Annotated in this window: 28 protein-coding genes; 15 read left to right on the forward strand and 13 right to left on the reverse strand. The window is 70.8% G+C overall.

What is annotated here, in order from left to right; translation table 11 throughout:
- Positions 1–5: 5 nt before the first annotated feature.
- Positions 6–770 carry an SDR family NAD(P)-dependent oxidoreductase gene (locus tag JI746_RS09095; protein WP_201688682.1) on the reverse strand — a complete coding sequence of 255 codons (765 nt, stop codon included), beginning with the start codon at positions 768–770 and terminating at the stop codon, positions 6–8.
- A gap of 271 nt (positions 771–1,041) precedes the next feature.
- Between JI746_RS09095 and JI746_RS09100 the strand changes: the two genes are divergently transcribed.
- From JI746_RS09100 to JI746_RS09170, 15 genes are all read left to right on the forward strand, one after another.
- Complete coding sequence (locus JI746_RS09100) at positions 1,042–2,184, forward strand: ABC transporter substrate-binding protein (RefSeq protein WP_201688683.1); 1,143 nt, start codon at positions 1,042–1,044, stop codon at positions 2,182–2,184.
- Positions 2,185–2,203: 19 nt separating this feature from the next.
- Positions 2,204–2,974 carry an ABC transporter ATP-binding protein gene (locus tag JI746_RS09105; protein WP_201688686.1) on the forward strand — a complete coding sequence of 257 codons (771 nt, stop codon included), beginning with the start codon at positions 2,204–2,206 and terminating at the stop codon, positions 2,972–2,974.
- Positions 2,971–3,705: an ABC transporter ATP-binding protein gene (locus JI746_RS09110; RefSeq protein ID WP_201688687.1), complete on the forward strand. Its 735-nt coding sequence runs from the start codon at positions 2,971–2,973 to the stop codon at positions 3,703–3,705. Before JI746_RS09105 ends, JI746_RS09110 begins: the two co-directional genes overlap by 4 nt.
- Entirely contained in the window at positions 3,702–4,574 is an 873-nt protein-coding gene (locus JI746_RS09115; protein WP_201688688.1) for a branched-chain amino acid ABC transporter permease, read from the forward strand. The genes JI746_RS09110 and JI746_RS09115 overlap by 4 nt, the downstream gene beginning before the upstream one ends.
- Complete coding sequence (locus tag JI746_RS09120; protein WP_201688692.1) at positions 4,574–5,578, forward strand: branched-chain amino acid ABC transporter permease; 1,005 nt, start codon at positions 4,574–4,576, stop codon at positions 5,576–5,578. Before JI746_RS09115 ends, JI746_RS09120 begins: the two co-directional genes overlap by 1 nt.
- A gap of 1 nt (position 5,579) precedes the next feature.
- The gene (locus tag JI746_RS09125) at positions 5,580–6,743 is read left to right on the forward strand and encodes an acyl-CoA dehydrogenase family protein (RefSeq protein WP_201688697.1); all 1,164 of its coding nucleotides are present in this window, start codon (positions 5,580–5,582) and stop codon (positions 6,741–6,743) included.
- Positions 6,744–6,751: 8 nt separating this feature from the next.
- Entirely contained in the window at positions 6,752–7,432 is a 681-nt protein-coding gene (locus JI746_RS09130) for a TetR/AcrR family transcriptional regulator (protein WP_330892974.1), read from the forward strand.
- Positions 7,386–8,720 (forward strand): phenylacetate--CoA ligase family protein, encoded by a 1,335-nt coding sequence (locus JI746_RS09135; RefSeq protein WP_201688699.1) that lies wholly within the window; start codon positions 7,386–7,388, stop codon positions 8,718–8,720. Before JI746_RS09130 ends, JI746_RS09135 begins: the two co-directional genes overlap by 47 nt.
- Positions 8,713–9,813: a CoA transferase gene (locus JI746_RS09140; RefSeq protein WP_201688701.1), complete on the forward strand. Its 1,101-nt coding sequence runs from the start codon at positions 8,713–8,715 to the stop codon at positions 9,811–9,813. Before JI746_RS09135 ends, JI746_RS09140 begins: the two co-directional genes overlap by 8 nt.
- A gap of 27 nt (positions 9,814–9,840) precedes the next feature.
- The gene (locus tag JI746_RS09145; RefSeq protein WP_201688703.1) at positions 9,841–10,659 is read left to right on the forward strand and encodes an SDR family NAD(P)-dependent oxidoreductase; all 819 of its coding nucleotides are present in this window, start codon (positions 9,841–9,843) and stop codon (positions 10,657–10,659) included.
- Between the two features lie 48 nt (positions 10,660–10,707).
- A complete protein-coding gene (locus tag JI746_RS09150; RefSeq protein ID WP_201688704.1) occupies positions 10,708–11,904 on the forward strand; it encodes a thiolase family protein in 1,197 nt (398 codons plus the stop codon).
- Between the two features lie 16 nt (positions 11,905–11,920).
- The gene (locus JI746_RS09155) at positions 11,921–13,177 is read left to right on the forward strand and encodes an acetyl-CoA hydrolase/transferase family protein (protein WP_201688706.1); all 1,257 of its coding nucleotides are present in this window, start codon (positions 11,921–11,923) and stop codon (positions 13,175–13,177) included.
- A 26-nt stretch (positions 13,178–13,203) separates the two neighbouring features.
- Positions 13,204–14,226, forward strand: a complete 1,023-nt coding sequence (locus JI746_RS09160; RefSeq protein WP_201688711.1) for a cyclase family protein — start codon at positions 13,204–13,206, stop codon at positions 14,224–14,226.
- Positions 14,227–14,254: 28 nt separating this feature from the next.
- On the forward strand, positions 14,255–15,238 hold the full coding sequence (locus JI746_RS09165) for a Bug family tripartite tricarboxylate transporter substrate binding protein (protein WP_201688712.1): 984 nt from the start codon (positions 14,255–14,257) through the stop codon (positions 15,236–15,238).
- Between the two features lie 67 nt (positions 15,239–15,305).
- Positions 15,306–16,004 carry a TetR/AcrR family transcriptional regulator gene (locus JI746_RS09170; RefSeq protein WP_201688713.1) on the forward strand — a complete coding sequence of 233 codons (699 nt, stop codon included), beginning with the start codon at positions 15,306–15,308 and terminating at the stop codon, positions 16,002–16,004.
- A 34-nt stretch (positions 16,005–16,038) separates the two neighbouring features.
- Here the strand turns inward: JI746_RS09170 and JI746_RS09175 are convergent, their stop codons facing one another.
- The 12 genes from JI746_RS09175 to JI746_RS09230 are packed head-to-tail and all read right to left on the reverse strand — an operon-like array spanning position 16,039 to position 26,418.
- Positions 16,039–16,509: a MaoC family dehydratase gene (locus tag JI746_RS09175; protein ID WP_201688715.1), complete on the reverse strand. Its 471-nt coding sequence runs from the start codon at positions 16,507–16,509 to the stop codon at positions 16,039–16,041.
- Positions 16,506–17,654 carry a CaiB/BaiF CoA transferase family protein gene (locus JI746_RS09180; protein ID WP_201688717.1) on the reverse strand — a complete coding sequence of 383 codons (1,149 nt, stop codon included), beginning with the start codon at positions 17,652–17,654 and terminating at the stop codon, positions 16,506–16,508. Before JI746_RS09180 ends, JI746_RS09175 begins: the two co-directional genes overlap by 4 nt.
- Before the next feature lie 8 nt (positions 17,655–17,662).
- On the reverse strand, positions 17,663–18,658 hold the full coding sequence (locus tag JI746_RS09185; protein ID WP_201688719.1) for a Bug family tripartite tricarboxylate transporter substrate binding protein: 996 nt from the start codon (positions 18,656–18,658) through the stop codon (positions 17,663–17,665).
- A 26-nt stretch (positions 18,659–18,684) separates the two neighbouring features.
- Positions 18,685–19,659, reverse strand: a complete 975-nt coding sequence (locus tag JI746_RS09190) for a Bug family tripartite tricarboxylate transporter substrate binding protein (RefSeq protein WP_201688721.1) — start codon at positions 19,657–19,659, stop codon at positions 18,685–18,687.
- Positions 19,660–19,685: 26 nt separating this feature from the next.
- A complete protein-coding gene (locus JI746_RS09195) occupies positions 19,686–20,663 on the reverse strand; it encodes an acyl-CoA dehydrogenase family protein (protein ID WP_201688723.1) in 978 nt (325 codons plus the stop codon).
- Between the two features lie 14 nt (positions 20,664–20,677).
- Positions 20,678–21,835: an acyl-CoA dehydrogenase family protein gene (locus JI746_RS09200; RefSeq protein ID WP_201688728.1), complete on the reverse strand. Its 1,158-nt coding sequence runs from the start codon at positions 21,833–21,835 to the stop codon at positions 20,678–20,680.
- Between the two features lie 12 nt (positions 21,836–21,847).
- A complete protein-coding gene (locus JI746_RS09205; protein WP_201688729.1) occupies positions 21,848–22,621 on the reverse strand; it encodes an SDR family NAD(P)-dependent oxidoreductase in 774 nt (257 codons plus the stop codon).
- An 11-nt stretch (positions 22,622–22,632) separates the two neighbouring features.
- Positions 22,633–23,730, reverse strand: a complete 1,098-nt coding sequence (locus JI746_RS09210) for a thiolase (RefSeq protein ID WP_236599725.1) — start codon at positions 23,728–23,730, stop codon at positions 22,633–22,635.
- Between the two features lie 56 nt (positions 23,731–23,786).
- Positions 23,787–24,164 (reverse strand): Zn-ribbon domain-containing OB-fold protein, encoded by a 378-nt coding sequence (locus tag JI746_RS09215; protein ID WP_201688734.1) that lies wholly within the window; start codon positions 24,162–24,164, stop codon positions 23,787–23,789.
- A 1-nt stretch (position 24,165) separates the two neighbouring features.
- Complete coding sequence (locus JI746_RS09220) at positions 24,166–24,972, reverse strand: enoyl-CoA hydratase/isomerase family protein (RefSeq protein ID WP_201688735.1); 807 nt, start codon at positions 24,970–24,972, stop codon at positions 24,166–24,168.
- 10 nt (positions 24,973–24,982) lie between these two features.
- On the reverse strand, positions 24,983–25,447 hold the full coding sequence (locus JI746_RS09225) for a MaoC family dehydratase (protein WP_201688736.1): 465 nt from the start codon (positions 25,445–25,447) through the stop codon (positions 24,983–24,985).
- The gene (locus tag JI746_RS09230) at positions 25,447–26,418 is read right to left on the reverse strand and encodes a Bug family tripartite tricarboxylate transporter substrate binding protein (RefSeq protein ID WP_201688738.1); all 972 of its coding nucleotides are present in this window, start codon (positions 26,416–26,418) and stop codon (positions 25,447–25,449) included. Before JI746_RS09230 ends, JI746_RS09225 begins: the two co-directional genes overlap by 1 nt.
- Positions 26,419–26,423: the final 5 nt, after the last annotated feature.

Here is a 26,423-nt window from a genome sequence, read left to right on the forward strand (position 1 = left end):
GGAACTCAGCGCGGCGCCATGCGCAGCGCGCCGTCGAGCCGGATGGTTTCGCCGTTGAGCATGGGATTCGAGAGGATGTGCAGCGCCAGGTCGGCATATTCCTCCGGTCGGCCCAGGCGCGCGGGGTGCGGCACCGAGGCACCCAGCGTCTTGCGCGCATCTTCGGAGACGCGCGCGAGCATCGGCGTGTCGAAGATGCCGGGGGCGATGGTGCACACCCGGATCAGCTTGCTCGCCAGGTCGCGCGCCGCAACGATGGTCATGCCCACCACGCCGGCCTTGGAGGAGGCATACGGGATCTGGCCGATCTGGCCTTCGTACGCAGCGACGGAAGCGGTGAGCACGCAGGCGCCCCGCTCGCCGTCGACCGGCTCGGTGCGGGCCATGCGGGCCGCCACCAGGCGCAGCGTGTTGAAGGTACCGACCAGGTTGATGCGGATGATGTTCTCGTAGGCGGCGAGCGAGCCGGGATTGCCTTCCTTGTCGAGCAGGCGCACCGGGCCCCCGCGGCCGGCACAGTGCACCAGCACGCGCAGCGGCCCCAGGCTTTCGGCGACGTCGAGGGCGGCCTGCATCGAATCCTCCGTGGTCACGTCGGCCGGCGCGAAGCGCGCGTTCGGCCCGAGGCTGGCGGCAGCCTCGGCGCCCGCTGAATCGGCCAGGTCGATCAGGACGACCTTCGCGCCCTGGCCGATCAGGCGCCGGGCACTGGCCAGGCCGAGGCCGGACGCCCCGCCGGTGACCACCGCGCTGATTCCTTCGATCTTCATCTGCGTGTGCTCCAGGTATGTCGTGTGCAACGCGCCGCATCCTACATACTGTTTGGTATGTTGGCAAACGGAAAGAGCCATCGGCCGCGTTGCTCAGCAGCGTTCCACAGTGGGGATATCCCTGAGGATCAGGTCTGCCGAATCGCCTTGACCTCGCGACATACCAGCAAGTATGCTGCGCCGGGTCGATGCATCCCCGCATGCACCGCGCACCCGAACCGCGCACGCCCCCGCACCGGGGCCATCCATCCACCCTTCGAGGAGACAGACGATGATCAAGTACGTTCGAAAGTGGGCCTTCGCGCTGGTCGCGGGCCTCGGCATCGCCGCCGGCGCCGCGGCGCAGGGCACGGTGAAGGTCGGCGTCATCTTCCCGCTGTCGGGCGGTGCCGGCCCGCAGGGGCAGCACGTGACGCAGGCGATCCAGACCATGGCCGCCCTCATCAACGAGAGCGGCGGCGTGCTGGGACGCAAGATCGAAGTCCTGTCGCGCGACGACGAGTCGACGCCCGCCGTCGGCGTCTCGCGCGCCAACGAGCTGATCGGGCAGAACGTCTCCGTGATCATCGAAGGCTGGAACAGCCCCGTCACGCTGGCGATGCAACCGGTGATCGCGCGTGCCGGCGTGCTGGACATCACCGCCATCTCCAAGGCAGACCCGATCCTCTCCGGCGAAGGCAACCCGCTGGCGGTGCGCCTGAACAGCTCCAACTCGCAGGACGGCGCAGTGATCGCCGCGTACATCGCCAATGCCAAGGCCAAGCGCGTCGCCTTCCTGACCGAGAACGACGCCTACGGCAACGGCGCCCAGGCTTCCATCGAGGCCGAACTGAAGAAGCTCAACTACCCCTACGAAAAAGTGGCGGAGGAGAAATTCCCATTCACGCAGGCCGACTTCCGCGTGGCGCTCACCAACGTGAAGGCGGCAAACCCCGACATCACCGTCGCCATCAACGCCAACGAGGGCCTGGGCATGCCGGCCACCATCCGCCAGGCGCGCCAGTCGCGCCTGGGCGGCAAGCTGGTCGCCGCGGTCGGCACGGTGGCGCCGAGCGTGATCTCCGTCGCCGGCGATGCCGCCAACGGCCTGGTCGGCGCTGACATCTACTTCCCCGGCGTGGAGCCCTTCGCCTCCAACCCGGCGAACCGCCGTTTCGTGGCCAAGAACGAGGAGATGTTCAAGTCGACGCCCGACAAGTTCATGGCGCTCGGCGCCACCGCGCTGCAGGTGTGGGCGATGGCGGCCAACGAACTGAAGACGCTGGACCGCGAAGCCATCGCCAAGCGCATCCGCGGTGGTTCCTTCAAGGGCACGGTGATGGGCGACGTCTCCTTCGAGCCGAACGGACAGATGAAGTCGCGCCACTACATCTTCAACGTCGACGGCGGCAAGATCGCCGTGCAGTCGCGGTAAGGCACCCGCGGTGCAGGCGATGCAGGCCCCTTGCGCGCTGCGCGTCGAAGGACTCGGCGTGCGCTATGGCGCGCTGGTCGCCCTCGAGGGCGTCGCGTGGGACGTCCGTCCGGGCGAGCTGCTGGGCATCATCGGCCCCAATGGCGCGGGCAAGAGTTCCTGCTACGAGGCCGTCACGGCGATGGTGCGGCGCCAGGGCCGCGTGTTCCTCGGCGAGGAGGACGTCACCGCCGTGCCCCCGCACGGTCTTGCCGGCCGGGGCCTGAAGCGCGCGTTCCAGCAGAACGCCTTCTTCGAGGACCTGAGCGTGCTGGACAACATGGTGGCGGTGCTCGGTGCCCGCGCGCATTCCGGGCTGGCCGCCAGCGTGCTGGCGCCGCGCGCGGCGGCCCGGCGCCGCGGCGAGGCCGCGCGCTTCGCCGCCGACCAGCTGGTGCGCTTCCAGGTGCCCGCCATCTACCACGATCGCCAGCCGAGGGAGATCCCCTACGGCGTGCAGCGCATGCTGTCGATCGCCCTCGCCTTCGGCGACGGTGCGCGCGTGCTGATGCTGGACGAGCCGGCCGCGGGCCTGGGCGGCGAGGACATGGCGCGCCTCGTGGCGCTGCTCACGAGCCTCAAGAAGGAAGGCGTGGCGCTGGTGGTGATCGAGCACCACATGGACCTGATCATGGCCGTGGCCGACCGCATCTGCGTGCTCGACCTCGGCCGGCAACTCGCGCTCGGTCCGCCGTCGCAGATCCAGCACGACGAGCGCGTGCTCGAAGCCTACCTGGGGAAGAAGCAATGAGCGAAGCCGTGCTGGACGTCCGGCGCCTGCAGGTGGCCTATGCCGGCAATCGCGCGCTGGACCTGGCGGCCCTCGCGGTCGCGCCCGGCGAGGTGGTGGGCGTGGTCGGCGCCAATGGCGCCGGCAAGTCCACCCTCGTCAACGCGATCGCGGGCTGGTCGCGCGGCGCGCCCCGCGTCACCGGCGAGATCACGCTGGCGGGCACGCGCGTCGATGCCTGGGCGACGCACCAGCGCGTGCGCGCCGGCCTGGTGCTGGTGCCGGAAGCGCGGGTGGCCTTCGGCAGCATGAGCGTGGACGAGAACCTGTGCGCCGCGTTTGCCGCGCTGGCGGAACCGGGGCGGCGCGTGTATGCACGCGACGAGGTCTACGCGCTGTTCCCGCGGCTGAAGGAACGCCGCAACCACCTGGGCAGCCAGCTCTCCGGCGGGGAGCGCCAGATGCTCGGCATCGGCCGCGCGCTGATGATGGGCCCGCGCGTGCTGCTGCTCGATGAACCCTCGATCGGCCTGGCGCCGAAGATGGTGTCGCAGGTGCTGGAAACACTGCGCTCCCTGGCGGGCACCGGCCTCGCCATCCTGCTCGTGGAGCAGAACGTGCGCGCCGCCATCGAGGTGGTGGACCGCCTGCTGCTGCTCGAACGCGGGCGCAAGGTACTGGAAGGCCCGGCGCGCGAAGTCGGCGAGGACCCGCGCATCGCGGAAGCCTACCTGGGAGCAACGGCGGCATGACCTACCTGCAGCAGATCATCAACGGCATCGTGCTGGGCCACGCCTACGCCCTGGTGGCGATCGGCTGGACGCTGCTGCTGGGCGTGGCGCGCCTGGTGAACTTCGGCCACGGCCAGATGTACATGCTGGGCGCCTTCGTCACCTGGTGGGCGGTGGTGAAGGCGGGTGTGCCCTACGCGCTGGCGCTGCCGATCGCCATGCTCGTGGGCGCCCTGTTCGGCCTGGTGATGCAGCGCGTGATGCTCAAGGCCACGCTGGAGCAGAACCTGGTGTCGATCATGATCATGACCCTCGGCTTCGGGTACGTCCTGAACGGCGGCGCCGCGATGGTATTCGGCTCCACCGGCCAGATCCTCGAGACCGCCCTGTCGCGGCGCGAACTGGCCTTCGGCGAGCTCTGGCTCACCTGGCAGGACGCCGCCATCGTGGTGGCCGCCATCGCGGTGTTCGTGACGCTCAAGTGGATCCTGGACGGCACCCGCGTCGGCCGGCTGGTGCGCATGGTCGCCGAGGACCCGAAGCTCGCGATGCTGGCCGGCGTCAACGTTCGGCGCGTCTACTACGGCGTGTTCGCCTTCGAGGGCGCGGCGGTGGCCTTCGCCGCTGGCATGGTGGCGCCGCGCACGCCGATCCTCACCTCCATGGGCTTCGAGGAGGTCATCATGACCTTCGTGGTGGTCGTGCTCGGGGGCATCGGCAGCGTGACCGGCAGCTACGTCGCCGGGGTGGCCCTGGGCCTTTTCACCGCCCTCTTCGGCGCCCTGGTGTCGCCGGCGTACACCACGGCGGCAGCCTTCCTGGTGCTGATCGCGGTGCTCGTGCTACGCCCGGGCGGGCTGGGCGCCGGTGCGGCGGCGGGAGTGCACTGATGCGACCGCACCGCATGCAACTGCTCGCGTGGCCCCTGCTGGGCGCGGCGACGATCGCGGCGCCCGCCTTGCTGGGTGGCAGCGCCGCGGTTTACAGCGCCGCCGTGCTGATCGCGATCTTCGCCGTGATGGCCTACGGGCTCGACATCATCGTCTCGGACCTCGGCGAGGTCAGCCTCGCGCACACGGTGTTCTTCGCCGCGGGCAGCTACACCACGGCGCTGCTGGCCACGCGCGCCGGCGTCGGTTCGGCCTGGATCACGCTGGCGGGCTCGATCGCCGTGGCGCTGCTGTTCGCCGGCCTCATCGGCCTGGTCACGCTGCGGCTGCGCGAATTCGTCTTCTCGCTGGTGACGTACGCGGTGGCGGTGGTGGCGATGACGGTCGCCTCGAACTGGGGCTTCCTCGGCGGCTCCGACGGCCTGCGCGGCATCCCGCTGCTGGACCTGTCCCTGCCCGGGCTGGCGCTGAAGGCCCGCAACGACCGCGAGCTGTGGCCGTTCGCCTTCGCGCTGCTGGCCGTGGTGATCTACCTCGTCGCCCGCTTCCGCCGCTCCGCGCTCGGCGTCGCGGCCATCATGACGCACCTCAATCCGCGCCTCGCCACCATGAGCGGGATCGATCCCGCGCGCGTGCGGCTGCAGGTCTTCCTGTTCTCGGCGCCCATCAGCGCCGTGGCCGGCTGGCTCTATGCCTACCAGCGCGCCTACGTCAGCGCCGACGTGCTGGAGAACTACTTCCTGATCCTGATGCTCACGGCCGTCGTGCTGGTGGGCCGCCGCCAGCTCCTGGGGCCGGTGTTCGCGACCGCGCTGGTGCTGGTGCAGGAGAAGTTCTTCTCCTTCGGCGGCAACGTCGACAAGATCGTCCTCGGCGCCGTGCTCGTCGTGATCCTCGCCTTCCTGCCCGAGGGACTGGCCGGCCTGGCCCGTCCGCTCGCGCGCCTGCGGCAGCCGCGCGGCGGCGCCGCCTCCACCCCCATCACCACCACACTGGAGAATTGAAATGACCGTGATCTGGAAGCCCACGCTGGACGAGGCTGCCGCGAAGTGGCAGTCGCTCGCCGACCGGCTCGGACGCGAGCGCTTCGGCCCGCTGGCCGAAGAACTGGACCGCGAGCAGCGCTATCCCTGGGAAACGATCGAGGCGCTGGTGGAGCACAAGTTCACCGGGCTGTTCCTGCCGCGCGATTACGGTGGCCAGGGCCAGAACCTGGTGACGACGGTGGCCGCGGTGGAAACGCTGGGCACGCACTGCTCCTCGACGGCCGCCATCATGTGCGCCTACCAGCTCGGCGCCTTTCCCATCCTGCTGGCCGGCACCGAGCAGCAGAAGGACTTCTACCTGCGCGAGATGACGCAGGGCCGCGCCACCAGCTTCGCCCTGTCGGAGCGCGGCGCCGGTTCCGACGCGGCGGCGATCGAGGCCACCGCCACCCGCGAGGGCGACGGCTGGCGCCTGCGCGGCGAGAAGTACTGGATCGGCAACGGCGGCGCCTCGCGCTACTACGTGGTGTTCGCCAAGACCGACCCGGCGGCCGGCGGCCGCGGCATCAGCGCTTTCATGGTCGACAAGGAACAGCCGGGCGCGGTGATCGACGAGCTGAGCGACAAGATGGGCATCCGGGGCACCCAGACCTCCAACCTGAAGGTGGACCTGGTGGTGCCCGATAGCGCCCGCATCGGCGACGTCCATCGCGCGCTGCGGCTGGCGCTGCAGACACTCAACGTCGGCCGCATCATGGTGGGCGCGCAGTCGCTCGGGCTGGCGCTGGCGGCGTACCGGGAGGCCTCGCGCCGCGCGGTGGAGCGCAAGACCTTCGGCCACCCGATCATCGAGAACCAGGGCATCGGCTTCCGCCTGGCCGACATGGCGACGGAGATTTCCGCCGCCCGCCTGATGCTGTACGAAGCCGCGCGCGTCTACGACCAGGGCGGCGACGTCTCCAACCTGGGCGCCATGGCCAAGCTGTTCTGCTCCGAGGTCGCGCATCGCGCCGCCGACGCCGCCGTGCAGATCTGGGGCGGCCTGGGCTACTGCAAGCCCACCGTGGCCGAGCGGCTGTACCGCGACCAGCGCATCCTGGAAATCTACGAAGGCTCCTCGGAGATCCAGCGCCTCGTGCTCGCCCGCAGCGTGCGCAAGGAAGTGGAAGACCAGGCCTCCTGAATCGCGCCGTGGCCGCCCCTTCCGCATCCGTGAGCACGAGGCAGTCGGCGAGCGACTCGCGCGAGGAGATCCTGCGCGCCGCAGCCGAGGTGTTCATGGAGTTCGGTTATGCCGCTACCTCGCTGGATGCGGTGGCGGAGCGGCTCGGTTCGACCAAGGGGCGCATCTACCACCATTACCGCAGCAAGGCGGACCTGTACTTCGACGTGCAGGCAACGGCCATGAGCCGGCTGCAGCAGGAGGTGGAGCCGATCGCGCGCGGGCCGGGCACGCCTGTGGAACGGCTCGCGGCCATGGCGCTGCGGCACACGCAGATCCTGCTGACCGAGCTGCCGATGCAGAAGGTGGCGGTGCAGGGCCTGGAGCGCCACCCGCTCGGGGCCGCGGTCCGGCGCCTGCGTTCGGTGATCCGCATGCGCGACGACTACGAAGCGCTGTTCGCCGAAGTGATCGACCAGGGCATCCGCGCCGGGGCGCTGATCGACCTGCCGCCGCAGCTCGCCACCAAGCCTTTCTTCGGCGCCATGAACTGGGCGACCGTCTGGTACAGCCAGCGGCGGCTGCAGGGCGCCGAAGCCATCAACGATATCGCCCACATGCTCGCGGCCTGCGCGATGCGGGGGCTCCTGAAGGACCCGAACCATGGATCAGCCCGGCAAGCAGCCGTACTCCGACACGATCTGGGATGAAGTCGAGACCTGGTCGCGCGACCGGATCGAGGCGTTCCAGCTCCAGGCGCTCAAGCGCCAGCTCGCCCGGGTCGGCGAGCGCAGCAACCACTACCGGCGCGTGTTCGCCGAATGCGGCTTCCGCGCCGGCGACCTGCGCAGCTTTGCCGACCTGCGGCGCCTGCCCTTCACGCGCAAGTCCGACTACGTGGCCGGGCTCGAGGCCGAGCCGCCCTTCGGTTCGCTGGCGGCCGTCAAGCCGGGCGAGGCGGTGCGGGTGCACTTCTCCTCCGGCACCACGGCGCGTCCCGCGCCCGTGCTGTGGAGCGGTGCCGACATCGAGCGCTGGGCCGACCTGTACGCGCGCTACCTGTACGCGCAGGGCCTGCGCCGGGGCGACGTGTTCCAGTGCATGTTCAACTACGCCTGGTTCGTCGGCGGCCTCGGGGCCACGCTCGCTGCGCAGCACGTCGGCGCGCTGGTGATCCCCGCTTCGTCCGGCGACACCGAGCGCCAGATCGACACGATCTTCCAGTACGGCTCGCAGTGCGTGATCGGCACGCCATCCTTCATGGCCCACGTGGCCGAAGCCGCCGCCAAGCTGGGGCGGGACCTGACCAAGTCGAAGGTGAAGATGGTCTGCGTGGGCGGCGAGCCCGGCGGCAGCATCCCCGGCACGCGCGAGCGGCTGGAAGCGCAGTGGGGCGCGCCCATGTTCGATTGCTACGGCGCGCTCGAGTGCCAGCCGATCGCCTGGGACACGGCGGCCAAGATCGGCCCGACCCTGGCCGAGGACTTCATCTACGTGGAGGTCGTGCATCCGGAAACGCACGAACCGGTGGCCGACGGCGAGCGCGGCGTGCTGGTGATCACGCACCTGGACAAGGAGGCCTGCCCGCTGGTGCGCTGGTGGACCGGCGACGTGGTGGTGCGCGACACCCGGCCCGCCGCCGATGGCCGCACGCATGCGCGCCTCGCCGGCGGCGTGCTGGGGCGCGCCGACGACATGCTGATCATCAAGGGCGTGAACCTGTTCCCGACCGCCGTCGAGGACATCGTGCGCGCCTTCCCCGGGCTCACCAACGAGTACGTGCTGGTGATCGACGACAGCGTCAAGGACCCGAAGACGAACTTCCTCACCGGCGTGAAGCTGCGCGTGGAACGCGAAAGCGGCGCGCCGGCCGACGTGGGCGAGCGCCTGGCGCAGCGCTTGCGCGAGAAACTGCAGGTGCGCTTCCACGTCGAGGTGCTGGAGCCCGGGACGCTGCCGCGCACGGTGCACAAGGCCAAGCGGGTCCTCCATGCCTGAAGCCGGCGTGCGCAGCCTGCCCCGGCCGCTGGCCGGCAAGCGCGTGATCGATCTGTCGCAGTTCATCGCCGGCCCCTCGGCCGCGATGTACCTCGCCGACTACGGCGCGGAAGTGATCAAGGTCGAATCGCCGCAGGGCGACGGCTCGCGCACGCTGCCGGGCAACGGCTTCGGCAGCTACTACACGCGCAGCTTCAACTGCGGCAAGGAAAGCCGCGTGCTCGACCTGCGCGATCCGGCGCAGCGCCGCCGGCTCGACGACTGGCTGGCGCAGGCCGACGCCTTCGTCTGCAACCTCGCGCCGGCCTCGCTGAAGACGCTGGGCCTCGACGGGCCGACGCTGCGCGGGCGCTTCCCGCGGCTCGTGATCACGCTCATCTCCGGCTACGGCCAGGACGATCCGCGCCCCTGCATGGACACGGTCGCCCAGTGCGAGTCCGGCTTCGCGCTGCTGAATGGCGACGAGGACGGCTCGCCGCGGCTGGCCACGGGCTGGCCGGTGGACATGGCCTGCGGGCTGGTCGCGGGCATGTCCTGCGCGATGGCGATGCTCGATCCCGCGCGGCAAGGCTGCGTCATCGACATCTCCATGATGGAGGTGGCGGCCAACCTCCTGCTCGGGCCGGCGGCGCTGGCGCTCGGCGAAGGCGGCGCCATCGGTCGGCCCATGGGCAACCGGGACCGCGCCTCCGCGCCCTCGAACATCTACCGCTGCGCCGACGGTCACGTCTACGTGCTGGGCGGGCTCGACGCCTACTGGGCGCGCCTGAAGCCCCTGGTCGGCTGCACCGAGGACGCGCCCATCGCGCAGCGCATCGCGCGCGCGCCCGAATTCGACGCACTGGTGGAGCGCTGGACGCTGCAGCACACGCGCGACGAGGTGCTGGCCGAAATGGCCCGCCTGCAGGTCCCCGCTGGCGCGGTGCGCGAGCCGGCCGAAGCGCTGGATCGCATGCGGCAGCGGCGGCCCGATGCGGTCACGCGGGTGCTCGCCAGCGGCGAGCACGTCCCCACGTTTCCCGCGCTGCTCGATGGACAGCGGCTGCCGCGCACGCCCACCCCTGCGGTCGGCGGCGCCCGCCGCGACGCCTGAAGCAGCCCAAGACCCGGAGATTCCTGGATGTCCTCCTCCCCTTCCGCCCCGGCCGCCGCCGAGACCGAGGTGCTGCGTCCCGGCCTGCTGGCCGGCCGCCATGCCTTCGTCACCGGCGCCGGCTCCGGCATCGGCCGCGCCATCACGCTGCGCCTGCTGGCCCTCGGCATGGACGTGTTCGGCACCGGCCGGCGCGCCGAGGTGCTGGCGAACACGCGCCGCCTGGCCGAAGGTCTGCCGGGCCGCTTCCGCTTCGAACCGTGCAACGTGCGTGAGACGGAGGCGATCGAGCAACTGGTCGCGCGCGCCGGCGGCGAGTCCGGCATCGACCTGCTGGTCAACAACGCCGGCGGCCAGTTCTTCGCGCCCGCCGCCGCCATCAGCCGCAAGGGCTGGGATGCGGTCCTGGACGTGAACCTCAATGCCGTCTTCGTGGTGACCAAGGCCGCCTACCCGTTCCTGCAGGCACGCGGCGGGGCCGTGGTGAACATCTCGCTGTCCGGCGTGGACCGCGGCTCGATGGGCATCGCGCATTCGATCGCCGCGCGGGCCGGCGTGCTCGGGCTCACGCGCACCCTGGCGCTCGAGTGGGCGCCCGACGGCATCCGCCTGAACTGCATCGGGCCCGGCGCCGTGCTCACCGAGGGCCTGGCCCACGAAGCGGCCAAGCCCATGCTGGACCGGCTGGTCGAAGCCACGCCCCTGGGCCGCGCCACCACGCCGGAGGAAGTGGCCGAACTCGTGGCCTTCCTCGCCAGCCCGGCCGCCCGGCTCATCACCGGGCAGCTGCTGCAGATCGACGGCGCCGCGCACCTCGGCTCCGGCCTCCACATGCTGCGCCCATGAACTCCCATCGTGCGCCCCGGCGCCCGCACCGCACCTGAAAGGAACCCCATGACGAAACCCACCGACATCGTGGCCGTCGCCGCCGCGCGCACGCCCATCGGCAGCTTCGGCGGCACGCTGCGCGACGTACCCGCCTACGACCTGGGCGCGGCCATCATCCGCGCCACCCTGGAGCGCGGCAAGGTCGATCCCTCCGCCATCGACAAGGTCATCTACGCCAACTGCCGCCAGGCCGGCAACGGCCCCAACCCGGCGCGCACCGCGGCCGTCCGCGGCGGCGTTCCGATCGCCTCGCCCGTCGTGACCATCAACATGGCCTGTCCGTCCGGCATGAAGACGGTGATGCTCGCCGCGCGCGAACTGCAGGCCGGCGACGCCGGCTTCGTGCTGGCCGGCGGCATGGAGTCCATGAGCACCATGCCCTACCTGCTGAAGGGAGCCCGCTGGGAGGGCTTCAAGGCCGGCGACAAGACCTTGATGGACAGCTGGTCCGACACCATCGACCCGCTGTGCGGCTTCGGCATGGGCGTGACGGCGGAGAACCAGGCCGTCAAGTACGGCATCTCGCGCGAGGAGCAGGACGCCTTCGCACTGCTGTCGCAGCAGCGGGCTGCCGCAGCGCAGAAGGCAGGCTGGCACGCCGACGAGATCGTGCCGTATCGCCTCGAGCCCGATCGCAAGAACCCGGAGGGTCGCCTGCTCTCCGAGGACCAGCCCGGCCGGCCCGACTCCACCATCGAGAAGCTGGCGAAGCTCAAGCCCGTGTTCCAGAAGGACGGCACCGTCACCGCGGGCAACGCCTGCACCATGGGCGACGCCGCCTGCGCCATCGTGCTGACCACCCGCGAGAAGGCGGCGGCGCACGGGCTGAAGCCGCTGTTCTCCATCCTCTCGTTCGCCGAGACGGCGGTCGATCCCGCCACCATGGGCGACGGTCCCGCCTACGGCATCCCCATGGCGCTCGAGCGCGCCGGCATGACGCTGCGCGACGTCGATTTCATCGAGGTCAACGAGGCGTTCGCCGCGCAGATCATCGCCAACGAACGGGTGCTGCAGTGGAACCGCGAGCGCGTGAACGTCTGGGGCGGCGCGATCGCGCTGGGCCACCCCACCGGCTTCAGCGGCGGCCGGCTCCTGATCACGCTGGACGCGATCCTGCGCCGCAACGGCAAGGAGTTCGGCGTGGCCGGCATCTGCGGCGGCGGCGGCGTGACGACCGCCATGGTCATCCGGCGCGAGTCGTGAGGCACGGCTGGACTGCATGAAGCCCTTGCAGGACCCCGGCGCGCTGTTCGCGAGCCTGCCGGCCGGCGCGACGATCGTGCTGCACAGCGGCTTCGCCGAGCCGCGCGGCCTGGCTCGCGCGCTGGCGCAGCACGCGGGCGCCATGCGCCGCCCGCGCGTGGTGGCGATGATGCCGATGGGGCATGCACCCTACGCCGACCCGGAACCGGCCTCCCATCTGGAGCTGTACACCTTCTTCCCCGGCAAGGGCCTGCGCGCCGCGCTGGATGCGGGCCGGGCCCGCGCGCTGCGGCATCCGCTGTCCGCCATCCCGCCGCTGTTCGACGCCGGCGAATGGCGCGCCGACGTGCTGCTGCTGCAGGTGAGCCCGCCCGACGCGACCGGCCACGTCTCGCTGGGCGTGTCCGTCGACTACATGCGCGCCGTGCTGGCGCAGCGGCCGCTGGTGGTCGCCGAGGTGAACCCGCGCATGCCGCGCACCACCGGCGACACGCTGCTGGCCGCCTCGGCGATCGACTGGTGCATGGACGCCACCGAGCCGCCGCAGGACCTGGCCCCGGCCGCAGCCGATGCGGTCGACGAGCAGATCGCCCGCAACGTCGCGGGCCTGGTGCGCGACGGCGCGGTGCTGCAGGCGGGAATAGGCGCGCTGCCGGACCGGGTGCTGGGCAGCCTCGGCCACCTGCGCCACCTCGGGCTGCACAGTGGCGTGATCACCAGCGCCGTGCGCCCGCTGATCGAAAGCGGCGCGATCGACAACAGCAGCAAGCGGCTGAAGCCCGGCGTGTGCGTGACTGCGATGGCGGGCGGCACGCAGGCCTTCTACGACTTCCTGCATCGCAACGCCGCCATCGAGTTTCACCCGTGCTCGCTGACGCACGACGCGCGCGTGCTGGCTGCCATGGACGGCCTCTGCGCCATCAACTCGGTGCTGCAGGTCGACCTGCAGGGCAGCGCGAACGCGGAGACGGCGGGCGGCCGCCGCATCTCGCTGCCGGGCGGTCTGCCCGATTTCGCCACCGGCGCGCGGCGCGCCCGCGGCGGCGTGAGCATCCTGGCGTTGCGCTCCACCGCCGGCCGCGCCGCGGCGAGCAGCATCGTCGCGCGCCTCGACGGCCCCGCCACCGTGGTGGCCGACCAGGTCGATTTCGTCGTCACCGAACACGGGGTCGCCGCACTGCACGGGGGCACTGCGGCCGCCCGTGCGGCGGCGCTCGTGGCGGTGGCCCATCCCGCCCACCGCGACGCGCTCGCGCGCGCCGCCCACGCATAGCACCTCACCCTTCCAGGAGACAAGCAATGGAAAACGCACGCTGGAAACAGCGCCCGCCGGGCTCGAACTGGGGCGACTTCGGCCCTGACGACCAGGTCGGGCGCATGAACCTCCTCACCCCGCAGCGGCGCCTGAAGGCGATCCGCGAAGTGGAGCACGGCCTCACCTTCTGCCTCAGCCTGCCGCTGGACTACCCGGGCGGCAACAAGCTGTTCCAGCACCGCAAGGAGCCGAAGTTCTTCCACGAGCGGCGCGGCCAGGGCCACAACTACAACTTTCGCCTCTCGTCCGTCTGCGGCTGCTTCACCGACGTCATCTCCGACGACGCAGTGATGCTGTACACGCAGTACTCGACGCAGTGGGATGGGCTGGGCCACGTCGGCCAGATGTTCGACGCGAACGGCGACGGCCTGCCGGAGAAGGTGTACTACAACGGCTTCCGCGCCGGCGTCGAGATCATCGGCCCCGACGACGCCACGGGCGGCCACGGCGCCAAGGCCATCGGCATCGAGCGCCTCGCCGCCGCGGGCGTGCAGGGACGCGGCGTACTGGTCGACCTCGAACGCCTCCACGGCCGCGAGCGCGTGTCGGTCGGCTACGACGGCCTCATGCGCGCCCTGGAGGCCCAGAAGGCGAGCGTGGAGCCCGGCGACTTCCTGTGCCTCTACACCGGCTTCGCCGACCTGGTGCTGGAGATGAAGAAGGACCCCGACACCGAGCTGCTCGCGCGCTCCTGCGCCGTCCTGGACGGCCGCGACGAGAAGCTGCTGCAGTGGATCACCGACTCCGGCATCGTGGCGATCTGCGCCGACAACTTCGCCGTGGAAGGCTACCCCGCCCGCCCCGGCGAAGGCGAGCACTACGCGGCCCTGCCGCTGCACGAGCACTGCCTGTTCAAGCTGGGCCTGAACCTGGGCGAGCTCTGGTACTACGGCGAACTGGCGTCCTGGCTGCGCAGCCACGGCCGCTCGAGCTTCCTGCTGACCGCGCCGCCCCTGCGCCTGCCCGGCGCGGTGGGCTCCCCGGCGACGCCGGTGGCCACGGTCTGAGATCCCGACAAACCCAAAGGAGACACCGATGCAAACCCGAATCCGGCGCCGCGCGCTGGCCGCCCTGGCGCTCGCCGCCGTCTTTCCCGCCGCAGCCCTGGCGCAAGACGCCGCCAACTGGCCCGCGCGGCCGGTGACGCTCGTCATTCCGTATCCGCCCGGCGGCACCAGCGACGTCGTAGGACGCCAGCTCGCCAAGCGCCTGCAGGAGGAGCTGGGCCAGCCCTTCGTGGCGGAGAACAAGGCCGGCGCCGCCACGGCGATCGGCGCCACCGCCGTGGCCCGCGCGCAGAAGGACGGCTACACGCTGCTGCTGTCGGCCGGCACGACCTTCACCGTGGTCCCGCACCTGAACGACAAGCTGCAGTACAAGCTGGCCGACTTCGAGCCGGTCGCCGCCGTCTGCAGCGTGCCCTTCGCCTTCGTCGTGAAGAAGGACTTCCCCGCGAAGACGATGCAGGAATTCGTCGCCTACGCGAAGGCGCATCCCGGCAAGATCAACAACGCCACCAACGGGCAGGGCAGCATGGTGCACCTGCTGGGCGAGCTGGTCGCCACCGGGCTGGACATCAAGATGGCCCAGGTGCACTACAAGGGCGCGGCGCCGGCCACCATGGACATGATCGCCGGCGTGGTGGATTCGAACGTGGAGGCGCTGACCAGCGCGGTGCCCAACGTCAACGCGGGCCAGTACCGCGCGCTCGCGGTGCTGAGCCCGGAGCGGCAGCCGCTGATGCCCAACGTGCCCACCTTCAAGGAGCTGGGCCACCCCGAGATCAACGGCGAAACCTGGTACGCGGTGTTCGCGCCGGCGGGCACGCCCAAGCCGGTGGTGGACAAGCTCAACGTGGCGCTGCGCAAGATCACCACCTCCGCCTCCTTCCGCGAGGCGATGCAGAAGATCGGCAACGAGGCGAAATCGAGCTCGCCCTCGGAGCTGCTGGAACTGACGCAGCAACAGAGCAGGCAGTGGGGTGACCTGATCCGGCGCCTGAACATCAAGGTGGATTGAGCCTGTCCGTGCGCGGCGCGGTCCGCCCGGACCCTGCCGCGACCGCACGGGCTATGCTTGGCACCGGATGGCCACGAACGGAAAAGCACGCAAGCCCCCCGCCAAGAAGGCCGACCCCGGCAAGGCGGACTCGCGCGGCGAGATCCTCCGCGCAGCCGCCGAACTGTTCATGCAGTTCGGCTACGCCGCGACTTCGATCGACGCCGTCGCCGAGTCGCTCGGCGCCACCAAGGGCCACATCTACCACTACTACGGCAGCAAGGCGGACCTGTTCTTCGACATCCAGACGGCCGCGATGCAGCGCCTGCTGGAAGGCGTCGAGCCGCTCGCCATGGGCAAGCAGCCGGCGCTGGAGCGCCTGGCCGCCATGGCGCTGCGCCACACCGAGATCCTGCTGACGGACCTGCCGATGCAGAAGGTGGCCGTGCAGGGCCTGGAGCGGCACCTGTTCGCCGGCGTGGCGGCGCTGCGGCAGTTGCGGGCGGTGCTCAAGCTGCGCGACGACTACGAGCAGCTGTTCGCCGAGGTGATCGACCAGGCGATCCGCGACGGCGTGGTGGTGGACCTGCCCCCGAAGCTGCTGACCAAGCCCTTCTTCGGCGCGATGAACTGGGCGACCGTCTGGTACAGCCAGCGGCGGCTGCAGTCGCCACAAGCGGTGGAGGAGATCGCGCGCGTGCTCGCCGGCTGCGCCGTGCGGGGGCTGCTGGTCGATCCGGCCGCGCCGGCCGTCCGGCGCCTGTCCCTGTTTTCCGAGCACGCCTGACCCGCCGGACGACCGGCTTCACGCGCCCGCGAGATCAGCCCTCCCTGCCCGCCAGCAGCCTCTTGGCCGTATACGTCATCACCAGCTCGTCGCGCTGGTTCAGGACTTCCACCCTGGAATCCACCACCGCGCGGTTGCCTTTCGAGGTCGGGCGGATGCCGGTCACGGTGACAACGGCATGGATCGTGTCGTTGACGCGCACCGGCTTGTGGACCTGCTGCGTCAGCTCCAGCATCGCCAGCCCCGTGCCCTGGATCATCGTCTGCAGGATGAAGCCTTCGATCAGCGTGTAGGTGAGCGCCGCCGGCACCGGCCGCCCGCCGATGCCGCTGGCCGCGCCCTCGGCATCGATGAAAATCATCTCCAGCATGCCGGTGACGCTGATGAAGTTCACCAGATCGGCCTCCGTCACGGTGCGGCGGTAGGTGCGCATGCGCTGGCCGACCTGGAGGTCCTGGAAATGGAAGCCCTGCCCCAGCAGGGGCAGCTTGTCGTGCTCGCTCATAGCGTCCTTTCGATGCCGGCTTCGCGCAGCACCTGCTGCGTATGTTCGCCCAGGCGCGGCGCCATGCCCACGGGCAGCGCCTGCCGGTCCAGGCGAACCGGCGGCGCGGTGAAGCGCAGCCGGCCCAGCTCGGGGTCGGCATGCTCGCGGAAGAAGCCGGTGGCCTGCAGGTGCGGGTCGGCTTCCAGGTCCTCCAGCCGGTTCACCCGCGCCGCGGGAATCTCCAGCCGCGCGCAGGCTTCCAGCCACTGTGCGCTGCTGCGGGTCGCCAGGATCTCCGCCGCCAGCGCATACAGCGCTTCAATGTTGCGGGTGCGGTCCGCCATGGTGGCGAAGCGCGCGTCGGCGGCAGCGTCGGGCCGGCCCGCTTCCGCGAAGAAGCGCTGCCAGTGCGCGTCGGTGTACGGCATCACGCACAGGTAGCCGTCCGCCGTGCGGTAGGGGCGCCGGTGCGCCGCCAGCACGCGCGGATAGCCGCAGCCGGCGCGCGGCGGCTCGAAGTGGTGCCCGAACAGGTGCTCCACCAGGTTGAAGGCGGTCATGGATTCGAACATCGGCACCTCCACGTAGGCGCCCTGCCCCGTGCGTTCGCGCGCGAACAACGCGGCGAGGATCGCGTGCGTGGCCACCAGGCCGCAGGTCTTGTCCGCCGCGATGGTGGGGAAGTACACCGGCGTGCCGCCCTGCCGCTCCATCAGGGCCGCGCAGCCGGAGAGGCCCTGGATGATGTCGTCGTACGCCGGCAGGCCGCCGTAGGGACCGTCCTCGCCGAAGCCATGCAGGCCCGCGTACACCAGCCGCGGGTTGCGCGCCCGCAGCGTGTCGGGGTCGAGCCCGAGCGGGGCGAGCTTCTGCGGCCGGATGCTGTGCATGAAGACGTCGGCCTGGTCGACCAGGCGCAGCAGCGCCTCGCGGTCGGTGGGCTGCTTCAGGTCCAGCACGATGCTGCGCTTGCCGCGGTTGACGCCCAGGAACACGGCGCCCATGCCGTGCTCCGCGCCCGGCCCGGTGCGGCGGGTGGAATCGCCCTCCGGGGGCTCCACCTTGATCACGTCGGCGCCGTAGTCGGCCAGGTTCTGGCTCGCGTACGGCCCCAGCACCACGGCGCTGAGGTCCAGCACGCGGATGCCTTGCAGGGGCAGCATGGGCGAGCTCACTCGATGGTGACGCCGGAGGCCTTGACCACCTTGGCCCAGCGCGCCAGTTCCTTCTTCACGTAGGCACCGTATTCGGCCGGCGTGGAGCCGAGCGGCTCGGCGCCCTGCACGGCGAGCTTGGCGCGCACGTCGGGGCTCTGCAGGGCCTTCACGACCGCCGCATTGAGGCGCTCGACAACCGGCTTCGGCGTGGCTGCCGGGACCATGATCCCCTGCCAGGCGCCCGTCTCGAAGCCCGGCATGCCCGACTCGGCCAGCGTGGGCACGTCGGGGAACAGGGACATGCGCTTGGCCGTCGTGACGGCGAGCATCTTCATCCGCTTTTCCTTCACGAAGCCGATCACCGAGTTGACGGTATCCGTCAGGAACTGAATGTCGCCGCTCACCAGGGCGAGGTCGGCCGGCGCGCTGCCCTTGAAGGGTGCATGCACGGCGTCGATGCCGTGGGCCTGCACGAACTGGAAGGCGCCCAGGTGCGTCACGTTGCCGTTGCCGGCCGAGCCGTAGGTCAGCTTGCCCGGATGCGCCTTGGCGTAGGCCACGAACTCCTGCACGGTGTTCGCCGGCACGCTCGGATGCACCACCAGCGCCAGCGGCACCACCGCCGTGAGCGCCACCGGCGCGAAGTCCTTCTCCACGTCGTAGCTCAGCGACTTGTACAGCGCGGGGCTGAGCGTGATCGACGAGGTGTTGTACAGGATCGTGTAGCCGTCGGCGGGCGCGCGGGCCACGGCCATGGCGCCGATGTTGCCGTTGGCGCCACCCTTGTTGTCGACGACCACGTTCTGCCCGAGCTGCTCGCCGATCTTCTGGGCCAGCACGCGCGCCACGAGGTCGGTGGGACCGCCCGGCGGGAAGGGCACGACCATCGTGATCGGCTTGGCCGGCCACGCTTGCGCCAGCGCGGGCGCACCGGCGCAGGCCAGGGTGGCGGCAGCGGCCACGGCGGCCAGGATGCGCAGGCGGCTGCGCTGCTGGGGAATGCGGTTCATGCGGGTCTCCTCGGGATCGTGGTCGTTCATTCCTGCTGCACGTTCGCCTTGGTGGCGATGCGCTTCCACAGCGCGATCTCGTCGGCCTGGAAGCGGCGCATCTCGTCGGCGCCGCCCTGCATCGTCTCCGCGCCGATCTTCTCGTAGAACTCGCGCGTCTCGGGCAGCCGCTCGATCTGCGCGAGCAGCGTCGCGAGCTTCGCGGTCTCGGCCTTGGGCGTCTTCGCCGGGACCATCGCACCCACCCACACGTAGGCGCCGTAGCCGGGCAGCCCCGCCTCGCCCATGTGCGGCACCGAAGGCAGCGCCGACGCGCGCCGGTCGGAAGCCACCGCGAGCGCACGCAGCTTGCCGGACTTGATCAGCTCGGTGGAGGCGGTGATGTCGGCGAAGGCGACATCGACGGTGCCGGACGCCACGGCGGTGAGCGCTTCCGAGGCGCCCTTGAACGGCACGTTGCGGATGTCGATGCCGGCGCGGTCGTTCAGCGCCTCGTTCATCAGCTGGTAGCCGGCGGAGCCGCCGCCGTGATTGAGCTTGCCCGGCTGCGCCTTGGCGGCGGCGATCAGGTCGGCCAGGGTCTTGTACGGCGACTGCGGCGGCACCACGATCACCGTGGGCGCGCGCATCATCATCGACAGCGGCGCGAAGTCGGCCTGCGGGTTGTACGGCAGCTTCTTGAACAGCGCCACATTGACGGCCAGCGTCGAATTGCTGCCGACGAACACCGTGTAGCCGTCGGCCGGCGCGGCCAGCACGTTCTGCACCGCGATGAAGCCGTTGCCGCCGGGCTTGTTCTCCACCACCACCGGCTGGCCCGTCATCTCGGTCAGCTTGCGGCCGAAGTAGCGGGCCGAGGTGTCGGTGCCGCTGCCGGGCGGGAAAGGCACCACGAACTTGATCGGCCGGCTGGGGAAGTCCTGGGCCAGCGCGGTGGCGCCAGGGGCGATGGCGCCCAGCGCCAGTGCGGCAGTGGCCAGCAGGAAGGGGATGCGTTTCATCGGGTCTCCTCGTCTCGTTGAACTGATCAGGCGGTGCGCACGAATTCCGCCAGGCTGGTGTCGGCGGCGAGCAGCCGCTCGCCGACGATGCGGTTCCAGTGGTCCTCGGAGCCGTGCGCCATGCGCCACTCGTGCAGCCGCCGCGTGAGCAGCTGCAGGTCGTATTCCTCGGTCACGCCGATGGCGCCGTGCAGCGCGTGGGCGGTGTTGGCCACGGCGACCACGGCTTCGCTGGCGCGGGCCTTGGCGACCGCGGCCGGCAGCAGGCGCGGCGTGCGGCCGTCGGCCTGGAACGCGGCTTCGGCCGCCATCGAGGCGGCTGCCACCAGTTCGGCCATCACGCTGAGCTGGTGCTGGATGGCCTGGAACTTGCCGAGCGACTTGCCGAACTGCACGCGGTCGTTGCAGTACTGCAGGGTCATCTCGAACACCCGCGTCATCGCACCGGCGAGCAGCGCCGCATGCAGGGCGGCGGCAAGCGGGGCCAGCGCCGCGGCGTCGCCGGGCAGGCGTTCGGCCTCGCGGGCGTCGCGCCACGTGAGCGTCGCGACCTGGCTGTGGTGCACGCCCGCGGCGCTGCGCTGTGCGCTCGCGCCGGACAGCAGCAGCAGCTGGTCGCCGTCCGCGGCGAGCACGTGCTGCGCGAGCGTGCCGAAGGGCACCAGCGGGCAGGCGATGCTCCCATCGGCGCTCCGGCGCAGGGCCGGGGCCAGCGTCAGCAGGCCGGCCGGCAGGCTGGTGCCGGGGGCGACGAGCGCCCGGGCGGCGATGGCCTGGCCGATCGGCAGCGGCACGGCGTAGCGCCCGAAGTGCGCCAGCACGGGGTACAGCTCGGGCAGCGGAAGCCCGGCACCGCCGGCATCTTCAGGCAGCAGCAGGTCCAGGAAGCCGGCGCCGGCCAGCGCTTCCCACAGGGCGGCCGGCGAGCCGCCGGCCTCGATGGTGCGCACCGCGGCAGGCGTGCACTGGTCGCGCAGGATGTCTTCGATGGCTTCTGCAAACATGGTCGTTCCTCCTCCTAGCGCAGGCCCAGGCCGCGGGCGATCATTCCGCGCAGGATTTCGCGGGTGCCGCCGCGCAGCGAAAAGGTGGGCGCCACCTGCACCAGGTAGGCCACCGTGGCCAGCAGGTCCGCATCCACCTCGGCGGACGGTTCCGCGCCCAGCACCGCCTCGAGCACGGAGGGGATCTCCTGCTCGAAGGTGGTGCCGATGTCCTTCACCAGCGCCGCCTCGACGATGGGGCTCTCGCCGCGCACCAGCTTGGTCGTGACGGCGATGGAGAGATTGCGCAGGGTGGCGAGGTGCGTGGCGAAGCGGCCCAGGGTGGCCGCGTGGCGGGCCGCATCGGGGCTCGCGCGCAGGCACGCCAGCCAGTGCTCCAGCAGCACGATGCTGGAGTAGATGCGCTCGGGGCCGCTGCGCTCGAACGCCAGTTCCGCGTTCACCTGCTCCCAGCCGCTGCCCTCGTTGCCGATCAAGGCGTCTTCCGCCAGCAGCACGTTGTCGAAGAAGACTTCGTTGAAGTGGGCGTCGCCAGCGAGGTCGCGGATCGGCCGCACCGTCACGCCGGGCAGCGAGAGATCCACGATGAACTGCGACAGGCCCTTGTGCCGGTCGGCCGGCTCGCCCGAGGAGCGCACCAGCGCGATCATGTAGTGGCAGTGGTGGGCGTTGGTCGTCCAGATCTTGCGGCCGTTCAGGCGCCAGCCGCCCTCGACGCGGGTCGCGCGGGTGCCGACGCTCGCCAGGTCCGAACCGGCATTCGGCTCGCTCATGCCGATGCAGAAGAAGGCCTCGGCGCGGGCGATCCTGGACAGGTAGAAGCGGCGCTGCGCCTCGCTGCCGAACTTGTTGATCAGCGGACCGCTCTGCCGGTCGGCGATCCAGTGCGCCGACACGGGCGCGCCGGCGGCCAGCAGTTCCTCCACCAGCACGAAGCGGGAGAAGGCGTCGAGGCTGGCGCCGCCGTATTCCTTCGGCAGCGTGACCCCGACCCAGCCCCGCTCGGCCAGCTTGCGGCTGAAGGCCGCGTCGAAGCCCATCCAGGATCGGGCCCGCACCTGCGGCGCGGGCGGCGTCCAGGCGGTGCGCAGGAATTCGCGCACTTCCGCGCGGAAGGCGTGGGTCGCCTCGGGCAGCGCGGCGTAGCGGAACGCGGAGAGCAACTGGCTCACGGGAACCTCCGATCAGGTGCCGATGGTGTAGCCGCCGTTGGCGGACAGGTGCTGCCCCGTGATGTAGGAGGCAGCGTCGGACAGCAGGAAGCACACGGGCCGTGCCACCTCGCCGGCCTGCGCCCAGCGCCCGAGCGGGATCTGCTGCAGGTAGGTGTCGGCGAACTTCTCGCTGCGGATGGTCTCGGTCATGGGCGTCTCGACGACGCCGAAGCCGACGGTGTTCACGCGCACGTTGTACTTGGCCCATTCGCGCGCGGCGCACATGGTCAGGCCCAGCAGGCCGGCCTTGGCCGCGCCGTAGTTGATCTGGCCGATGGTGCCGCGGCGGCCCGCATCGGAAGAGATGTTGACGATGGACGCGCCGCTCTTGTCGCCGGCGCGCGAGCGGGCCAGCGCATGGCGGCCCACGGCCTGCAGGAAGTGGAAGGAGCCGCTCAGGTGCACGTCGATCACCTGCTGCCACTGCTCCAGCGTCATCTTCTCGATCATCGCCGGGCGCGTGATGCCGGCGTTGTTGACGAGGCCGTGCACGGCGCCGAAACGGGCCACGGCTTGCTCCACGGCGGCCTGCGCGAAAGCGGGATCGGCCACGCTGCCGGCCAGCGCCAGCACGCGTTGCGGCGACTGCGCGGCCAGTTGCTCCAGCGCGGCCGCATTCAGGTCGATGGCCGTGACGGTGCCACCGAGTTCCAGCACGAGTTCGGCGATGGCGCGGCCGATGCCCTGGGCGGCGCCCGTCACCACGATGTTCCTGCCCTGCAGGTCCAGCACTTGTCGGCTCATGTTCGTTTCCTTCAAAGGGTTTCTTCGGTGCCCAGCACCAGGGTGGCCTGGCTGGAGAGTTCGCCGCCGTTGCCGTGCGCCAGCGCAAGCTGCGCATCCGCGACCTGGCGCTCGCCGGCGAGGCCCATCAGCTGTTGGGTGGCCTCCACCATCGTGAAGAGGCCGTACATGCCGGGATGCACGCAGGACAGGCCGCCGCCGTTGGTGTTGACCGGCAGCGCGCCGCCGGGGGCGATGCGGCCGCCTTCCACGAAGGCGCCGGCCTCGCCCTTGGCGCAGAAGCCCAGGTCTTCCAGGAACAGCAGCGTGTTGATGGTGAAGGCGTCGTACAGCTGCACCACGTCGATGTCCGAAGGCTTGACGCCGGCCTGCGCGAAGGCGCGCGCACCCGATTCGCGGGCTGCCGTCACCGTCAGGTCCGGCATCGAGGTGATGTCCTTGTGGTCCGTCGCCGCCGCTGCGCCCAGCAGGTACACGGGGCGGCGCGCCAGGTCCTTCGCGCGCGCCGCGCTCACCATCACCACCGCGGCCGCGCCGTCGGTGACCAGGCAGCAATCGCGCACGCTCAGCGGGTCCGACACCATGCGCGACTTCAGGTACTCCTCCATCGTGAGCGGGTCGCGCATGAACGCGTCGGGATTGCGTTGCGCCCAGCGGCGCGCCGCGATCGCCACTTCGCCGAGCTGCTCGCGCTTCAGGCCGTACTGGTGCATGTAGCGCGCCGCCGCCAGCGCGTAGGCGCCGACCGGCCGGCCCAGCTTGTACGGCCCTTCGTAGGGCGAGGGGCGCAGCGCGCTGATCAGGCCGCCGGCCGCCGTGCGCTGGTTGCTGCCGTAGGCGATGAGCGCCACGTCGCACTGGCCGGCCTCGATGGCCAGCGCCGCCCACATCGCGTGGGTGAGGAAGGCGGAGCCGCCGGTGCGGTTGTTCTCGGTCAGCCTCGGCTGGATGCCCAGGTACTCGGCGAAGGTCAGGCCGGAAAGGAAGTCGTCGGGCAGGCCGATGAACAGGCCGTCGACGTCGGACGGCTTCAGGCCGACCTGGTCGAGCGCGCGTACGCTGGCGGATACCGCCAGGTCCATGGAGCTCAGGCCCGGTGCCTCGCCCATGCCGTAGGTGGCAGCGCCGACGATGGCGGTCTTGCCGCGGGGGAACAGGTCGCGGCTCACGAGCGCACCCCCACCGGGTCGAACAGCAGGATGGGTTTCTCGTCCTGCATGCCGATGCGCGCCTGCACCGGCATGCCGATCTTCACCGCCTCGGGCGGCACGCCCTCGACGCGGCTCATCACCCGGACGCCCTCCTCCAGGTCCACCAGGACCACGTTGTAGGGCTGCTGCGGCGGCCTCGGCCGCATGATGGTGGTGGAGTAGACGGTGCCGCGGCCGCTGGCCGGCACCCATTCGAGGTCGCGCTCGCCGGTCTGCGGGGCGGCGACGCGCGGGTAGAAGAAGCAGCGGCCGCTGGCGCGCGAGCGCTGCAGCATGAAGCGCCCTTGCGCGAGGTGCGCGAAGTATTCCTGTTCCGGACGGGGATCGCTCATGTCAGGTGGATCTCGTTTTCTGTTCGGGCCACTGGTACAGCGGCGCCTCCTTGGCGAGGAAGCGGCGCACCGCCTCCTGGTGGAATGCGCTTTCGCGCGCCATGGCTTGGCCCATGGCTTCCTGCACGTAGACGGTGCGGCGCTCGGACTCGAAGGCGTGGTTCATCACGCCCTTGGCCAGGCCGATGGCCTCGGTCGGGGCGTGCGCGAAGCGCTGGGCGAATTCCAGCGCGGACTGCAGCACGTCACCGGTGCAGACCTGCTGCACGAGGCCGATGTCGAGTGCCTCCTGCGCCTCGACGACGCGGGCGCTGAACACCAGGTCCTTGGCGCGCGCGAGGCCGATGGCGCGCGGCAGCAGGTACATGGCGCCCATGTCGGGCACGAAGCCGAGCCGCGCGAACACGGCGCAGAACTTCGCCCGCGGCGAGGCGATGACGAAGTCGGCGGCCAGCGCCACCGACAGGCCGGCGCCGAAGGCGACGCCGTCCACGGCGGCGATCACCGGCTTCTCCAGGTCCACCAGCTCGTCGAGCCAGCGGTGGATGCGGCGGATGCGCTCGCGGCCTTCGTAGATGTCGCGCTGGCCCTGTCCGCCCTCGGAGATGGCCTTGACGTCGCCGCCGGCGCAGAAGTGGCCGCCGGCGCCGGTGAGCACGACTGCGCGCACGGCGGGGTCGTCACGCACCTCGGCGACCGCTTCGCCCAGGGCCTCGCGCAGGGCGGGGTCCAGGGCGTTGCGCGCCTGCGGCCGGTTGAGGGTGAGCACCGCGGTGGCGCCGTGGCGCTCGATCTGGATCACGGACATGGCCTGCCTCCTAGTAGCGGACCTGCATCAGCCAGTCGGCCACCATGGCCGGCCGCTCGGCGCCTTCGGCCTGCACCTTCACGGTCCAGAAGCAGCGCGCCTCGCCGGGCCGGATGTCCTCCACCTTCGCGAGCTGGAAGCTGCCCACCAGGCGCGACCCGCAGGGCACCGGGCTCGTGAAGCGCACCTTGTCGAAGCCGTAGTTCAGCGCCATCTTGCGGTTCGGGAACGCGAAGCAGCGGTGGTACCAGCCGGTGATCAGCGACAGCGTCAGCAGCCCGTGCGCGATGGTGGTCTTGAAGGGGGACTCCACCGCGGCGCGCGCGGGGTCGACGTGGATCCACTGGCGGTCCTGCGTGACGCCGGCGAAGGTGTCGATCATGGCCTGGTCGACCTCGATCGCCTCGCCCTGCACCGGCGGCTGGCCCACGAAGGCCTTCAGCGCCTCGACGGAATCGAAGGAATGCTGCGCCATCAGTCGGCCTTCACGCCCAGCTTCTGGGCCAGCGGGATCCAGCGGGCGCGCTCGTCGGCGATGAAGCGCGCGAATACCTCCGGCGAGCCGGGCATGGGCTGGGCGCCGATGTTGCGCAGCTTCTCCACCAGTTCCGGCTTCTTGAGGGCCTCGTTGATGGCCTTGTTCAGCTCGTTGACGACGGCCGCGGGCGTCTTCGCCGGGGCGACCACGCCGAACCAGGCGCTGGCCTCGGCGTTGCCGAAGCCGGTTTCCTTCAGCGTCGGCACGTCGGGCAGCGCCGGGAAGCGCACGGTGTCCAGGATCGCCAGCGGCACGATCCGGCCGGCCTTGGCCTGCTGCATGGACGAAGGCAGGGCGTCGAACATGATGTCGACGTTGCCGCCCATCATGCTGGTGATGGCGGGCGCGCTGCCGGCGAAGGGCACGTGCGTGACCTTGAAGCCCATCAGGTTGGCCGCGTACTCGCCGGCGAGGTGGGTGATGTTGCCGCTGCTGGCACTGCCCATGGTCAGCTTGCCGGGGTCCTTCTTGCCCAGCGCGATCAGCGACTGCACGTCGCGCACGCCCAGGTTCTGCCGGGTGACCAGCAGCAGCGGCGACTTGCCCATGCCGGCCACCGGCACGAAGGACTTCTCCGGGTCGTAGGGCATCTTCGCGTACAGCGCCTGGTTGATCACCAGCGGCGCATTGGAGCCCACGAAGAAGGTCTTGCCGTCCGGCTCGGCCCGGGCAACGATCTCGCCGGCGATCATGCCGGCCGCACCCGCCTTGTTGTCGATGACGATGGTCGTGCCGAGGATCTGCGCGGTCTCGTTGGCGACGAGCCGCGTGATCTGGTCGGCCGCGCCGCCGGCCGGGTAAGGCACGACGAACTTGATCGGCGCCTTCTGCGCCAGCGCGGGCGCGGCGAAGGTGGCGATCGCCAGCGGCAGCGCCGCCAGGAGGGTACGGGCCAGGGTGGATTTCATGCTTC

The sequence above is a fragment of the Ramlibacter alkalitolerans genome, assembly GCF_016722765.1.
Taxonomy (GTDB): domain Bacteria; phylum Pseudomonadota; class Gammaproteobacteria; order Burkholderiales; family Burkholderiaceae_C; genus Ramlibacter; species Ramlibacter alkalitolerans.